At 54.6% G+C, this 14339-nt stretch carries 13 protein-coding genes; 4 read left to right on the top strand and 9 right to left on the bottom strand.

Annotation, left to right across the window (positions count from 1 at the left end):
- The first annotated feature begins 37 nt into the window (after positions 1-37).
- Positions 38-805 carry a DedA family protein gene (locus ACOXYR_RS17865; RefSeq protein WP_108475524.1) on the top strand — a complete coding sequence of 256 codons (768 nt, stop codon included), beginning with the start codon at positions 38-40 and terminating at the stop codon, positions 803-805.
- On the opposite strand, the gene thiQ is transcribed toward ACOXYR_RS17865, so the two are convergent.
- From thiQ to sgrR, 4 genes are all read right to left on the bottom strand, one after another.
- A complete protein-coding gene (thiQ, locus tag ACOXYR_RS17860) occupies positions 802-1518 on the bottom strand; it encodes a thiamine ABC transporter ATP-binding protein ThiQ (protein ID WP_407732057.1) in 717 nt (238 codons plus the stop codon). The two genes, ACOXYR_RS17865 and thiQ, sit on opposite strands and share 4 nt — an antisense overlap.
- Positions 1502-3112 carry a thiamine/thiamine pyrophosphate ABC transporter permease ThiP gene (gene thiP, locus ACOXYR_RS17855; RefSeq protein ID WP_189623675.1) on the bottom strand — a complete coding sequence of 537 codons (1611 nt, stop codon included), beginning with the start codon at positions 3110-3112 and terminating at the stop codon, positions 1502-1504. Before thiP ends, thiQ begins: the two co-directional genes overlap by 17 nt.
- Positions 3088-4071, bottom strand: a complete 984-nt coding sequence (gene thiB, locus ACOXYR_RS17850; RefSeq protein WP_421355788.1) for a thiamine ABC transporter substrate binding subunit — start codon at positions 4069-4071, stop codon at positions 3088-3090. The genes thiP and thiB overlap by 25 nt, the downstream gene beginning before the upstream one ends.
- 286 nt (positions 4072-4357) lie before the next feature.
- A complete protein-coding gene (gene sgrR, locus ACOXYR_RS17845) occupies positions 4358-6013 on the bottom strand; it encodes an HTH-type transcriptional regulator SgrR (RefSeq protein WP_350436959.1) in 1656 nt (551 codons plus the stop codon).
- 87 nt (positions 6014-6100) lie between these two features.
- On the opposite strand from sgrR, the gene sgrT reads away from it, so the two are divergent.
- The gene (gene sgrT / locus ACOXYR_RS17840) at positions 6101-6253 is read left to right on the top strand and encodes a glucose uptake inhibitor SgrT (protein WP_108475528.1); all 153 of its coding nucleotides are present in this window, start codon (positions 6101-6103) and stop codon (positions 6251-6253) included.
- 85 nt (positions 6254-6338) lie between these two features.
- Positions 6339-7517 carry a sugar efflux transporter gene (locus ACOXYR_RS17835; protein WP_108475529.1) on the top strand — a complete coding sequence of 393 codons (1179 nt, stop codon included), beginning with the start codon at positions 6339-6341 and terminating at the stop codon, positions 7515-7517.
- 87 nt (positions 7518-7604) lie between these two features.
- Here the strand turns inward: ACOXYR_RS17835 and leuD are convergent, their stop codons facing one another.
- The 5 genes from leuD to leuL form a co-directional block, all read right to left on the bottom strand.
- Positions 7605-8210, bottom strand: coding sequence for a 3-isopropylmalate dehydratase small subunit (leuD, locus tag ACOXYR_RS17830; RefSeq protein ID WP_108475530.1), 606 nt, complete (start codon positions 8208-8210; stop codon positions 7605-7607).
- Between the two features lie 10 nt (positions 8211-8220).
- Complete coding sequence (leuC, locus tag ACOXYR_RS17825; protein ID WP_421355789.1) at positions 8221-9621, bottom strand: 3-isopropylmalate dehydratase large subunit; 1401 nt, start codon at positions 9619-9621, stop codon at positions 8221-8223.
- Between the two features lie 2 nt (positions 9622-9623).
- Positions 9624-10715 carry a 3-isopropylmalate dehydrogenase gene (leuB, locus tag ACOXYR_RS17820; protein WP_015965936.1) on the bottom strand — a complete coding sequence of 364 codons (1092 nt, stop codon included), beginning with the start codon at positions 10713-10715 and terminating at the stop codon, positions 9624-9626.
- On the bottom strand, positions 10715-12286 hold the full coding sequence (leuA, locus tag ACOXYR_RS17815; RefSeq protein WP_113858255.1) for a 2-isopropylmalate synthase: 1572 nt from the start codon (positions 12284-12286) through the stop codon (positions 10715-10717). Before leuA ends, leuB begins: the two co-directional genes overlap by 1 nt.
- Positions 12287-12378: 92 nt before the next feature.
- Positions 12379-12465, bottom strand: a complete 87-nt coding sequence (leuL, locus tag ACOXYR_RS17810) for a leu operon leader peptide (protein ID WP_108475533.1) — start codon at positions 12463-12465, stop codon at positions 12379-12381.
- Positions 12466-13064: 599 nt separating this feature from the next.
- Here leuL and leuO point away from each other — a divergent pair.
- Positions 13065-14036 (top strand): transcriptional regulator LeuO, encoded by a 972-nt coding sequence (gene leuO / locus ACOXYR_RS17805; RefSeq protein ID WP_108475534.1) that lies wholly within the window; start codon positions 13065-13067, stop codon positions 14034-14036.
- The last annotated feature ends 303 nt before the right edge of the window (positions 14037-14339 follow it).

Below are 14339 nucleotides of genomic sequence, written 5' to 3'. Positions count from 1 at the left end.
CCGAGAATCCCCGATTCGTTTTCAAACCGGGCACACTATGCAAGAACTGCTGGAACATTTTATTACCCAGTCAACCACTTACTCGCTGATTGCGGTGGGGCTGGTGGCTTTTCTGGAATCATTAGCGCTGGTCGGTCTGATTTTACCGGGAACGGTGATGATGGCGGGCCTGGGCGCACTGATTGGCAGCGGCGAGGTTAATTTCTGGCAGGCGTGGCTGGTCGGTATCGTCGGTTGTTTGCTGGGGGACTGGATCTCCTTCTGGCTCGGCTGGCGCTTTAAGAAGCCGCTGCATCGCTGGTCGTTTATGAAAAAGAACAAGGCGTTGCTCGATAAAACCGAGCACGCATTGCATCAGCACAGCATGTTCACCATTCTGGTCGGGCGCTTTGTCGGGCCAACGCGTCCGGTTGTACCGATGGTTGCCGGGATGCTTGACCTGCCGGTATCGAAGTTTATTCCGCCGAATATTATTGGTTGCCTGCTCTGGCCGCCGATTTACTTCCTGCCGGGAATTCTGGCGGGGGCCGCGATTGATATTCCTGCGGATATGCAGAGTGGCGGCTTTAAGTGGCTGCTGCTTGGTACGGCGCTGCTACTGTGGATTGCCGCGTGGTTGTGCTGGCGCCTATGGCGCAGTGGTAAAGCAGCAAAAGATCGTCTGACCGTTTACCTGCCGCGCCAGCGTTTATTGTGGGTAGCCCCGCTGATGCTCGGGGTGGGCGTCGTGGCGCTGGTGGCGGCTATACGTCATCCGTTGATGCCCGTTTACATCGATATTTTGCGTAAGGTGGTTGGCCTTTAGCGCAGTTTGCCGGATGGCGCAGCGATGCCGAGTAAATGCGATGCGCTGGCATGACCGCTTAATAATGCTGCGGTCTCGCCATCCCAGGCAATGCGCCCGTCGGCAACCACAATCGCACGCGGGGCAATCCGCGCCGCATCTTCCACGCTATGCGACACCATTAGCAGCGTGATTTGCTCGCGTTCGCATACCGTTTTCACCCGTTGCAGCATCTCCTGGCGCAGCGCCGGGTCGAGCGCGGAAAAAGGTTCATCCAGCAGCAAAATCGGCTGCTCACGCACCAGACAACGCGCCAGTGCGACACGCTGACGCTGGCCGCCAGAGAGTTCACCAGGCAGGCGCGCCAGCATCGACTCAAGCCCCATCTGCTGAGCGATAGCCTGCAATTTCTGCTTTTGCGCATCGTTCAGTTTCAGCGAGGGCGACATCCCCAGCCCGATGTTTTGCTGCACGCTCAGGTGGCTGAACAGGTTATTTTCCTGAAATAACATCGATACCGGGCGACGCGCGGGCGGCGTGCGGGTATGCATCTCGCCGTTAATCACAATTTCACCGCTGGCAGGCGTCAGAAAACCGGCAACCAGATTCAGCAGCGTACTTTTCCCCGCCCCGCTTGGCCCCAGTATGGCGATGAGCTCGCCCTGCGCCACGGAGAGACTAAAGCGCATCGGCAAATGCTGATAAAGCCAGGTCACATCATTGAGTTTTAGCATGGCGCCCCGGTAGTTTTTCAATCACGGTAAAAAGCAGGAAACAGAGCAGCAACAGCAGCAGGGCGGTCACCGCGCCATCCTGGCTGCGATAAGAGCCAATTTGCTGATAAAGATAAAACGGTAGCGTGCGGAAATCGTCATTGCCAAACAGCGCCACCACGCCGAAATCGCCAATCGACAGGACGCAGGCGAAAGCCAGCGCCTGAGCCAAAGGGCGTTTTAGCGCGCGCAGTTCCACTACCTTCAGGCGATTCAATCCGGTCAGCCCCAGCGACTCACACAGCGGTGTATAACGTGCGGTGATATCGCGCATCGGCGTTTCCAGCACTTTTAGCGCGTAGGGGATGGCCATCAGCGCATTGGCGAAAATCACGATGCCGTCGGCGGAATCGGGCAGCCCGATAGTGTTATTCAGCAGCAGGAAAAAGCCGGTCGCCAGCACAATCCCCGGCATGGCAAGAATCAACATGCCGCTCAGTTCGAGCGTCTGCCCGGCAAGCGGCGCGTTACGCGCACGCAGTTCGCGGCTGCTCCACAGCAGCATCATGGTCAGCACTACGCTGAGTACGCCAGCGGCGAGGGCGATGCGCAGCGAAGTCCACAGGGCCTGCCAGAGCGGTGGTTGTAGCAGGGCGTTGAGCATCGCCGGATTGACGCCATCGACCAGCACCGCCAGCAGCGGTGGCAGCATTAATAACAGGGCCAGCGTAATCAGCAGGCCATCGCTAAGACGGCTGTACAGACGATCGTCCGGGTCGCGCCAGCCCTGCATTTGCGTAGTACCGACGGCAATCGCCTTGCTCAGGCGCTGGCTAACCAGCACCAGCGTCAGGCAGCATGCCATCTGGATTAGCGCCAGCATCGCGGCTCGCGCGGGATCGTAATCAAAATTGAGCGCCTGATAGATGGCGAGTTCAATGGTGGTGGCTTTCGGCCCGCCGCCCAGTGAAAGCACGGTGGCGAAGCTTGCGAAGCAGAGCATAAAAATGAGCGCGCTGATGGGCAGAATTTGCCGGCGCAGCCACGGCCATTCAACGAAACGGAAGAAGTTAAAACCGCGCATCCCAAGCTGGGCGGCAAGCTGACGTTGTTCACCGGGGATTTGCTCAAGCGCCTGAAGCAGTAGGCGGGTCGCCATCGGCATATTGAAGAACACATGCGCCAGCAGTATGCCCTGCAATCCATAAGGCGAGAAATGCCACTCCAGCCCGAGTGATGCAAAAAGCTGCGCCAGCCAGCCCTGACGCCCGTAAACGCTAAGAATGCCGAATACCGCGACCAGAACGGGCAAAATCAGCGTCATGGCGCACAGGCGCAGCAAGGTTTCGCGGCCAGGGAAGCGACGGCGATAGAGCGCGCGGGCGAGGAAAATCCCGGGCACAACCGACAGTAGCGCAGAAAGAAACGCCTGCCAGAAGGAGAAACGCACGACATGCCAGAGATAACTGTCCGCCAGCAACGCGCGCCAGCTGGCATCCGGTGCGCTTAACCAGAGAGCGAGAAAGGCGGCCAGCGCCACGGCGACGATAAGCGTCGCCGCCGTCACGCCTGGCCAAATCCAGCCGGGAATTAGCGGCTGACGGCGCGTTGCCATGTCGCGATCCAGTTCTGACGCTGCGCGGCGACCTCCTGCGGGGTAAATTCCAGAGCCGTTTCTGGTTTAGCGAGCGACTCAAAGCCTGCGGGCAGCGTCACGTCAGCCACCGGATACATCCAGTTGCCCGTTGGGATAGCCTGCTGGAATGCCGGAGAGACCATAAATTTCAGGAACTTCTCGGCTAATTCAGGCTGTTTGCTGGCGGCGGTGCGCGCCGCCACTTCCACCTGCAAATAATGCCCCTCGGCGAATGCAGCCGCGGCGTAGTTATCTTTTTTCTCTTCGATAATGTGATACGCCGGAGAGGTGGTGTAGCTCAGCACCAGGTCACTTTCGCCTTTCAGGAACAAACCATAGGCTTCGCTCCACCCTTTGGTGACGGTGACAGTTTTCGCCGCCAGTTTTTGCCAGGCTTCGGCTGTTTTATCGCCATACACTTTTTGCATCCACAACAGCAGGCCAAGGCCCGGGGTGCTGGTGCGTGGATCCTGGTATATCACGCGCCATTTCTGGTCGCTTTCAACCAGCTCTTTCAGGCTTTTCGGCGGGTTCTTCAGTTTGTTTTTATCGTAAACGAAGGCGAAATAGCCGTAGTCGAAAGGAACAAAGGTGTCATCTTTCCAGCCCCCGGGCACGGTGACGGCGCTTGCCGGAACGCCACTTTTGGCGAACAGGTTTGTCTGGCTGGCGGCTTGCAGCAGATTGTTATCGAGCCCCAGCACCACGTCGGCTTTGCTCTTTTTCCCTTCCATGCGCAGGCGGTTAAGCAGCGAGACGCCATCTTCCAGTGCCACGAATTTCAGCTCGCAGTCACAGTCGGCTTCAAAGGCTTTTTTCACCACCGGGCCAGGGCCCCAGTCGGCGGCGAAGGAGTCATAGGTGTAAACCGTGAGCACCGGTTTGGCGAAAGCTGGCATGGCGAGAAGCGCCAGCAGCGGCAGACATTTTTTTAACACTTTGCACCTCAGTAAGCAGGTGGCAAAGGATTTTGAGTTGGCCTCAAATCCCTCCGCCGGCGTTATCCGGATCAGGTTCGACGGGTTTAATCTCAGCTCAGACACGTCATCCTGCGAGTGGCCTCGGCGTTGGCTGCGCTCCTTCACCCCAGTCACATAGTTATCTATGCTCCTGGGGATTCACTCGCTTGCCGCCTTGATGCCACTCACATGATTTAGTGTCTGTTTTTATGCACCCCGTTGAGTAGCTCGCTATTGTAATGATTACGTGAATAAATCAAAAGCGCTATGGATCCGGCGGGGCGAACCACGCGGATTTAAAGTCGAACCAGCCCAGGGTGTTCATGCGCACGCCGCGCATACTGCGTTGCCCCTGAATGCGCAACCAGTGGTGGATAAGCGGCACAATCGCCTGCTGCTCCAGCAACTGCTTGCACCAGGTGGGGAGATCCAGTTCGCCTGCATGCCACTGTCGAATATCTGCCTGCCAGTCGCGCGCGATGCAGCGCTGAAGCAGCGGCACTTCGCAGAGATGCGCAAACAGCGAAAAATCGAGCGGCAGGGTAAAGTTAGCGCTGTTCAGCCACACATCGCTGACCATTTCGCCGCTATGCCACTGTTCATAGTCCACTTCGTTAACTTCAAGTGTGACCTGATGTTCAGCCAGCAGCTGCGCCATGATGCGGGCAATGACTTTATGTTCGACGTGGTCGCGATAGAAACCGATGGTGATGCGCTCCAGCCCGGCGGGTTTTTCGTGGGTTTTACTGTGTGCGTGGTGCCAGCGCGGCAGCAGGCCGTAGGCCGGGAACCAGTACTGTTGGTACTGTTCGCTGGCGTGATAGAGCAGATTCGCCGGGGCCAGCACGTGGCTTAGCCACTGGCGTACGTGCTGATTCGCGCCGCGCGATGAGCGGGCGTCAAACAGCAGATAGTAGCAGCCCTCTTCAAGGCGGCTTTCGACGGCTTCTTCGCTCTGGGTCGTGCCCTGTAACGTCAGGCCGCAACTGAGATCTTCCGCAACGTCAGGTAATACCCAAACATTCACTTCATCTATTAATGCGCGAAAACCGAAATAGTCTTCGAAGGCGTGGATTTTGAGCTGATTCTGGTTATTGCGCACCACCGCGTAAGGGCCGGTGCCCACGGGCTGGCGGGAGAAATGCGGCATGGATGACCACTCGTGCGGCAGGATCATTGCCGGAGTATGGCCGAGCAGCCACGGCAGCCAGCGGTCTGCGTGGGAGAGATGGATATCCAGCGTCCATGCGGTGGGTGACACTATTTGAGTGATATGAGAATAGAGCGGCTGCGCGTTAATGCGTTCCAGCGAATGGATGATGTCTTCCATTTCCAGTTCGCGCCCATGATGGAAATGAATGCCGGGACGCAAATAAAAGCGCCAGTGCACAGGGGAAATTTCCTTCCAGTGGTGCGCAATATCGGCTTCCAGTTCCCCGTTTTCCTCATTTATGCGGGTCAGGGCGCTGAAAATTTGTCGCGCGATATGGGTTTCAGAGCGGCGCAACGCCGTGCCGGGCAACAAATTTTGCATCGGGCGATAGTAGAGCACACGCAAAATGTGCCGCCCCTGCCGGAAGCTGCGGCCCAGGTGGGAAACCAGCATCTGTCGCACCGTTGACTTGTCGCCAACCAGTTGCACCAGTTGGTCGATACGATCCTGCTCCAGCAGGTCTTCCGCCCGCTGCTGCTGAAGCGCCAGACCAGTATAAAGGAAGGTTAAACGCGAACGTTTACCCCGCCCGGCCTCGGCTTCCCAGGTCAGCCAGCCGCGCGCTTCCATGGTGTTTAACAGGGTTCGCATATGGCGACGCGAGCAACTCAGTAGCTCCGCCAGTTCGTTTAGCGTCGTTTCCTGCGCTTTGCCGTCGCAGCATTGCCACAGACGGATGAATTGTTGTTGCAGTCGACCAGAAGGCATAAAAGAGGAACTCCTGATAAAAACTCAGCAATTTATTAATCCCTATATTAAGCCAATAATCAATCTCGATGAAGCGGGGAGGTGAATATGAAGAGGTCAACCACAGGTCAGTTTTATCAACACTATTTTTACGCAACACGTCATGTTTCCTGGCTGGCCCGCCAGATGGCAGGGATGCGATTCATAATGCTTGATGATCTGATGCAGTGGGAGGTTACGCGCTCGACCTCTGAACACTAAATCGCCAAATCATGTGTGACTGAGTATTTGCCAGCAGGTATTATCTGCTGGCTTTTTTTATTTCTCGCGCGCTAAAGGATTTCTCATGCTCTGGATTATGACGATGGGACGACGTCTCAACGGTGTCTACGCGGCCTTTATGTTGGTGGCGTTTATGATGGGCGTGGCGGGGGCGCTGCAGGCGCCGACGCTGAGCCTGTTTCTTAGCCGGGAAGTCGGCGCTCAGCCATTTTGGGTGGGGCTGTTTTACACGGTCAACGCCATCGCCGGGATTCTGGTTAGCCTGTGGCTGGCGAAACGCTCCGACAGCCAGGGCGATCGTCGCAAGCTTATTATGTTCTGCTGCCTGATGGCGGTGGGGAATGCGCTGCTGTTTGCTTTTAATCGCCACTATTTAACGCTCATCACCTGCGGTGTATTGCTGGCTTCAATCGCTAACGCCGCGATGCCGCAGCTATTTGCGCTGGCGCGTGAATATGCCGACAGTTCGGCGCGGGAAGTGGTCATGTTCAGCTCGGTGATGCGTGCACAGCTTTCGCTGGCATGGGTCATTGGCCCGCCGCTGGCGTTTATGCTGGCGCTGAATTATGGCTTTACGATGATGTTCGCCATTGCCGCCGGGATTTTTGCCATCAGCCTGGCGATGATTGCGCTGATGCTGCCCTCGGTGGCGCGTATTGAACAGGCGGCGGACGTTGAAATCACCCAGGTGAGCGGCTGGAACGATCCTAACGTACGGATGCTGTTTATCGCGTCTACGCTGATGTGGACCTGTAATACCATGTATATCATCGATATGCCGCTGTGGATCAGCAGCGATCTCGGTCTGCCGGACAAGCTGGCGGGGATCCTGATGGGCACGGCCGCCGGGCTGGAAATTCCGGCGATGATCCTCGCGGGGTATTACGTCAAACGCTTTGGCAAGCGTCGTATGATGGTGACATCGGTGGCCTTTGGCGTGCTGTTTTATGTCGGGTTGATACTGTTCCACAGCGAAACGGCACTGCTGATTTTGCAACTGTTCAACGCGGTGTTTATCGGGATTGTCGCCGGGATTGGCATGCTGTGGTTCCAGGATCTGATGCCGGGGCGTGCGGGCTCGGCGACGACGCTCTTTACCAACAGTATTTCCACGGGCGTGATTCTGGCCGGGGTTATCCAGGGGGCCATTGCACAGAGTTTTGGTCATGCGATGGTGTATTGGGTAATTGCCGGAATTTCACTTGTCACGCTGTTTATGACCAGCCGGGTGAAGGACGTTTAAGAGGGTGCACTCTTTGGTTGCCGGATGCGCTGCGCTTATCCGGCCTACGAAGGTGGTACCTTGTAGGCCGGAAAAAGCGCTGCTGTGCTAGCGCATAAACGCCGGCTGCTTATTCTCATACGCCGAAATAGCGTCTTCGTGTTGCAGCGTCAGGCCGATGCTGTCCAGACCATTCAGCATGCAGTGGCGGCGGAAGTCATCAATCTTAAAGCTGTAAGATTTGTCGCCCGCTTTCACCACCTGCGCTTCCAGATCCACCTCAAAGGTGATGCCCGGATTTGCCTGTACCAGCGCGAACAGTTCATCAACTTCCGCATCGCTGAGCGTTACCGGCAGCAACTGGTTGTTAAAGCTGTTGCCGTAGAAGATATCAGCGAAGCTTGGGGCAATGACCACTTTAAAGCCATAATCGGTTAACGCCCACGGTGCATGCTCGCGCGAGGAGCCACAGCCAAAGTTTTCCCGCGCCAGCAGGATAGACGCGCCTTTATAAACCGGGAAGTTCAGCACGAATTCCGGGTTTGGCTGCTCGCCTTTATCGTCCAGGAAGCGCCAGTCGTTGAACAGATGCGCGCCAAAGCCGGTGCGCGTCACTTTCTGCAAAAACTGCTTAGGAATGATGGCGTCAGTATCGACGTTCGCCGCGTCCAGCGGAACCACCAGCCCGGTATGTTGGGTAAATTTCTCTGCCATGATGGTTTCCTTATTTCAGACTGCGAATATCGGCGAAGTGGCCGCTAACGGCGGCTGCCGCTGCCATTGCCGGGCTGACCAGATGCGTGCGGCCACCACGGCCCTGACGGCCTTCAAAGTTACGGTTGCTGGTGGATGCGCAGCGTTCGCCTGGGTTCAGGCGGTCGTTGTTCATCGCCAGACACATGGAGCAGCCCGGTAAGCGCCACTCAAAGCCTGCTTCGATAAAGATCTTATCCAGACCTTCCGCTTCCGCCTGCGCTTTCACCGGGCCGGAGCCTGGCACCACCAGCGCCTGTACGCCGGGTGCGACTTTACGCCCTTTGGCAATTTCTGCCGCCGCACGCAAATCTTCAATACGCGAGTTGGTACAGGATCCAATAAATACTTTATCGATCGCCACTTCCGTCAGCGGCACGCCAGATTTCAGACCCATATAGGCCAGCGCTTTTTCCGCTGAGGCGCGTTCAACCGGATCGGCAAACGAGGCCGGATCAGGGATATTGTCATTTACCGAGATCACCTGACCAGGGTTGGTGCCCCAGGTGACCTGCGGAGCGATCTCTTCTGCCTGCAAGGTGACGGTGGCGTCAAATTTCGCACCTTCATCCGTATGCAGGCTTTTCCAGTACGCGACAGCATCGTCGAAATCTTTCTCTTTCGGTGCGTGCAGGCGACCTTTCACGTAGTTGAAGGTGGTCTCATCCGGGGCGACCAGACCCGCTTTAGCGCCCATTTCAATCGCCATATTACACAGGGTCATGCGGCCTTCCATGCTCAGCGCACGGATGGCGTCACCACAGAATTCAACCACATATCCGGTACCACCGGCGCTGCCGGTTTTGCCGATAATCGCCAGCACGATATCTTTTGCGGTGATGCCCGGTGCGGCGGTGCCTTTCACTTCAATCTTCATGGTTTTGGCGCGGCCCTGTTTCAGGGTTTGCGTCGCCAGCACGTGTTCCACTTCGGAGGTGCCAATACCAAACGCCAGCGCGCCAAACGCGCCGTGGGTGGCCGTGTGGGAGTCGCCACAGACGATGGTCATGCCCGGCAGGGTGATCCCCTGTTCCGGCCCCATCACGTGCACGATGCCCTGATAGGGATGATTCAGGTCGTACAGCTCAACGCCGAACGCTTTACAGTTTTTAATCAGCTCCTGCATCTGGATGCGGGCCATCTCGCCGGAGGCATTGATATCTTTGGTTTGCGTCGAAACGTTATGATCCATAGTGGCGAAGGTTTTACCCGGCTGACGCACCGGGCGATTGTGCGCACGCAGGCCGTCAAACGCCTGCGGAGACGTCACTTCGTGCACCAGATGACGGTCGATGTACAGCAGCGGTGTTTCGCTGGGCGCTTCATAAACCACATGGGCATCGAACAATTTTTCATACAGCGTCTTTGCCATGATTACACCCCTTCAGCGATATAGCGGGCCACGATATCGCCCATTTCATCAGTACTGACTGCCGCGCCGCCGCGTGCTAAATCGCCGGTACGGATACCTTCTTCCAGTGCGCGGTTAATCGCGTTTTCAATGGCATCCGCCGCGTCGTTAGCATCCAGGCTGTAGCGCAGCAGCAGCGCCAGCGACAGGATCTGGGCAATCGGGTTGGCGATATTTTTCCCGGCGATATCCGGCGCAGAACCGCCCGCAGGTTCATACAGGCCAAAACCTTGCTCGTTCAGGCTGGCGGACGGAAGCATGCCCATCGAGCCGGTGATCATCGCGCATTCGTCAGAGAGAATGTCGCCGAACAGGTTGGAGCACAGCACCACGTCAAACTGCGACGGATCTTTAATCATCTGCATGGTGGCGTTGTCGATATACATGTGGTTCAGTTCCACATCCGCATATTCACGGCCAATTTCGGTAACGATCTCACGCCACAGAATGGAGGACTGCAACACGTTGGACTTATCAATTGAAGTCACTTTGTGACGGCGTTTACGCGCTGATTCAAACGCGATGCGCGCGATACGCTCGATTTCGAAACGGTGATACACCTCAGTATCAAACGCTTTTTCATACTGACCGCTGCCTTCGCGGCCTTTCGGCTGACCGAAGTAGATACCGCCGGTCAGTTCACGCACGCACAGAATGTCGAAACCGTTGGCGGCAATATCGGCGCGCAGCGGGCAAAACTCTTCCAGCCCCTGATACAGTTTTGCCGGACGCAGGTTGCTGAACAGTTTGAAATGCTTACGCAGCGGCAACAGTGCCCCGCGCTCAGGTTGATCGTTTGGCGGCAGGTGTTCCCATTTCGGGCCGCCTACGGAGCCAAACAGCACGGCGTCAGCCTGCTCGCAACCTTCCACGGTGGCTTTCGGCAGCGGTGTACCGTGATTATCAATCGCGATACCGCCCACGTCGTAGTGGCTGGTGGTGATGCGCATATCGAAACGCTGACGAATCGCTTCCAGTACTTTCAAAGCCTGTGTCATCACTTCCGGGCCAATACCGTCACCTGGTAACACAGCAATATGGTAATTCTTCGACATTACACGGTTTCCTTTTTGTTCTCTTTATTCTGAGCTTTGCGTTGTAACTCTTTTTCGACTTCAGCGGCGCGCCAGATGTTATTCAGCACGTGAACCATTGCTTTCGCGGAGGACTCAACGATATCCGTCGCCAGGCCGACACCGTGGAAGCGACGACCATTGTGGGTGACGACGATATCCACCTGGCCCAGCGCATCTTTGCCGTGGCCTTTGGCGCTCAAGCCGTATTTCACCAGTTCGATATCGTATTGCGTGATACGGTTAATCGCGTGGTAAATGGCGTCGACCGGGCCGTTGCCGTTGGCGGCTTCGGCTTTCACTTCATCACCGCACGCCAGCTTAACCGAGGCGGTGGCAATATCGCTGGAGCCTGACTGCACGCTGAAGTAGTCCAGCCGGAAATGCTCTGGCTCTTCCTGCTGCTTGTTGATGAACGCCAGCGCTTCCAGGTCGTAATCAAAGACCTGGCCTTTTTTGTCTGCCAGCTTCAGGAAGGCGTCGTACAGCTGATCCATGCTGTAGTCGGACTCTTTGTAGCCCATCTCGTCCATGCGGTGTTTCACTGCCGCACGTCCTGAGCGTGAGGTCAGGTTCAGTTGCACCTGATTCAGGCCGATGGATTCCGGGGTCATGATTTCGTAGTTTTCGCGGTTTTTCAGCACGCCGTCCTGGTGAATACCGGAGGAGTGGGCGAAGGCGCCGCTGCCGATGATCGCTTTGTTCGCCGGAATCGGCATATTGCAGATCTGGCTGACGGTCTGGCTGGTACGCCAGATTTCGTGGTGGTTGATGTTGGTGTGCAGATTCATGATGTCTTTGCGCACCTTAATCGCCATGATGACCTCTTCCAGCGAGCAGTTACCGGCACGTTCGCCGATACCGTTCATCGCGCCTTCGACCTGACGCGCGCCGGCGTGGACTGCGGCGATAGCGTTGCCAACGGCCAGACCTAAATCGTCATGGGTGTGAACGGAGATAATCGCTTTATCAATGTTCGGTACACGCTCATACAGGCCGGTAATAATGTTGCCGAACTCGAACGGCATGGTGTAGCCCACGGTGTCCGGGATATTAATGGTGGTGGCCCCAGCGTTAATTGCCGCTTCGACTACGCGCGCTAACTGGTCAATCGGGGTACGGCCAGCATCTTCACAAGAGAACTCGACGTCGTCGGTGTAGTTACGCGCACGTTTAACCATATAGACCGCGCGTTCAATCACCTCATCCAGCGTGCTGCGCAGCTTGGTGGCGATGTGCATTGGCGAGGTGGCGATAAAGGTATGAATACGAAATGCTTCCGCCACTTTCAGGGATTCGGCAGCCACGTCAATGTCGTGCTCAACACAGCGGGCTAATGCGCAGACGCGGCTATTTTTGATGCTACGCGCGATGGTCTGTACCGATTCGAAGTCGCCCGGTGAAGAGACCGGAAACCCGACTTCCATCACGTCGACGCCCATACGCTCAAGGGCAAAGGCAATCTGCAGTTTTTCTTTTACACTCAGGCTTGCCTGTAACGCCTGTTCGCCGTCACGTAAGGTGGTATCGAAGATAATGACTTGTTGGCTCATGTTTGAGGTCCTTAGTTCACTTGGGGCGCCTTGCTACGAGCGAAAAAAAACCCGCGCAACGGCGCGGGTTCTGATGCTTACTGGATGATGACTTAACGCTTAACGTCGTCCAGCAGTCTACCGCGCACAAAAGAGGCGTTTAGTAGTAGTAGACCGTTGAAACGAGTAGTGCGGATCATTGTCGTCATGCTCCAGATGAATTCGATATGCTTTTAGTGGTACTGGATATGATGATTGATGTCAACACCCGGTGGTTAAAAGCCTCTGCCAATGACCTTTTTGGTTGGGGGTTAAATTAGCTTATTGTGCTGACGAATGTCACAAATTCCAGAGGATCCTTTTTTTGACGGGTAATCATTTTTATATTTTGTCGCAAATAAAAATATTTGCTGCTAATTGCTTACGATGTTGTCACTGTCAGGGGGCTAACTTATCGCTCTGATTCAATGGCCTTTCTTGTTCTTAAACATTTTTATTGTGAATGTATCAGAAGGGAAATTGCTAAGAAAACGTTAAAGATTTTCAATGCGAAATATAACAGTTTAATAAAACTTAAAGTATCGTTAATTATTCGTGCTGTTGTTTATTTACCAAATCTATGGGTAAACTATTTGCAATTAGTTTCTTTGATGTGAATGCCATTATTGACCGGAGCAATCGGTGCCTCTCTGGCCTTTATGAATTCCTAATTTTATCAATTTCTCTTTTTTGGATCTTATATGCATGGTAAATCATATTGTCATAATATATTTCTGCGATTTTGCAAAGGGAGTTTAGCATGACAGTGGAGTCAGAAAGTGTAGTAATGAAACCGGAACAGCATAGCGGTAATCTTCATGAAAGCAGCAAACCTCAACTTAGAATGGTGGACCTCAATTTGCTGACCGTGTTTGACGCCGTCATGCAGGAACAAAATATTACTCGTGCCGCGCATATGCTGGGAATGTCGCAGCCCGCAGTCAGTAACGCAGTGGCGCGTTTGAAGGTAATGTTTAATGATGAGCTATTTGTGCGCTATGGTCGTGGTATTCAGCCGACCGCTCGTGCATTCCAGCTTTTCGGTTCTGTTCGCCAGGCCTTACAACTGGTGCAAAACGAACTGCCAGGATCGGGTTTTGAACCTGTTAGCAGCGAACGCGTCTTTAATCTTTGCGTATGTAGCCCACTGGATAACTATTTAACGTCGATTATTTTTAACCGCGTTGCAGAAATAGCGCCGAATATTCATTTAGTATTTAAGTCATCCTTAAACCAGAATACCGAACATCAGCTACGCTACCAGGAAATTGAATTCGTTCTGGGATATGAAGAGTTCCGTCGCCCGGAATTTGCCTGTGTACCGTTATTTAATGATGAGATGGTGCTGGTGGTCAGTAAAAAACATCCGCGCATTAATGGGCCGTTGACTGAAAATCTGGTTTACCAGGAAGAGCATGCCGTGGTAGCGCTGGATCGCTACGCGTCCTTTAGCCAGCCGTGGTATGACACGCCGGATAAACAAAGCCGTATTGCCTATCAGGGGATGGCGTTGATCAGCGTATTAAATGTGGTGTCGCAAACACATCTTGTCGCCATTGCACCGCGCTGGCTGGCAGAAGAGTTTTCCGAGAAACTGGCGCTGCAGGTTCTGCCGCTGCCAATGAAGGTAAATAGCCGTACGTGCTTCCTTTCCTGGCATGAGGCTGCTGGCAGAGACCGCGGTCATCAGTGGATGGAAGAATTACTGATTAATGTTTGTCGTCATCAGTAATCATGAACAATCACCGGATGCGAAAGCATCCGGTTTGTTTTGTATTGGATATAAAATCAAGAATTTTATTCTGTTGTTATTCGCGGCGATTTGTCTGCGAGCGTAAAAAAATGGAGGTTTTGCTACGAAACGCGTATTCCTCCGAGTATCTGCCAAACGCTTTTCTTATCGTTGAATGATTCCACCGCCTTTATTGTTATTTGCTCTCATTTCTGCTTTTTCCCCTTTAAGACTCCGTCGTTACGCCGATTGCCTGCCTGATGATGAGCGGTTATGTTGTTGGATTAGGGTAATGACATATGT

This window comes from Pseudocitrobacter faecalis (genome assembly GCF_965231525.1).
Taxonomy (GTDB): Bacteria; Pseudomonadota; Gammaproteobacteria; order Enterobacterales; family Enterobacteriaceae; genus Pseudocitrobacter; species Pseudocitrobacter faecalis.
The sequence above is the reverse complement of the archived record's forward strand: the minus strand, read 5'-3'. Positions and strand labels throughout refer to the sequence as shown.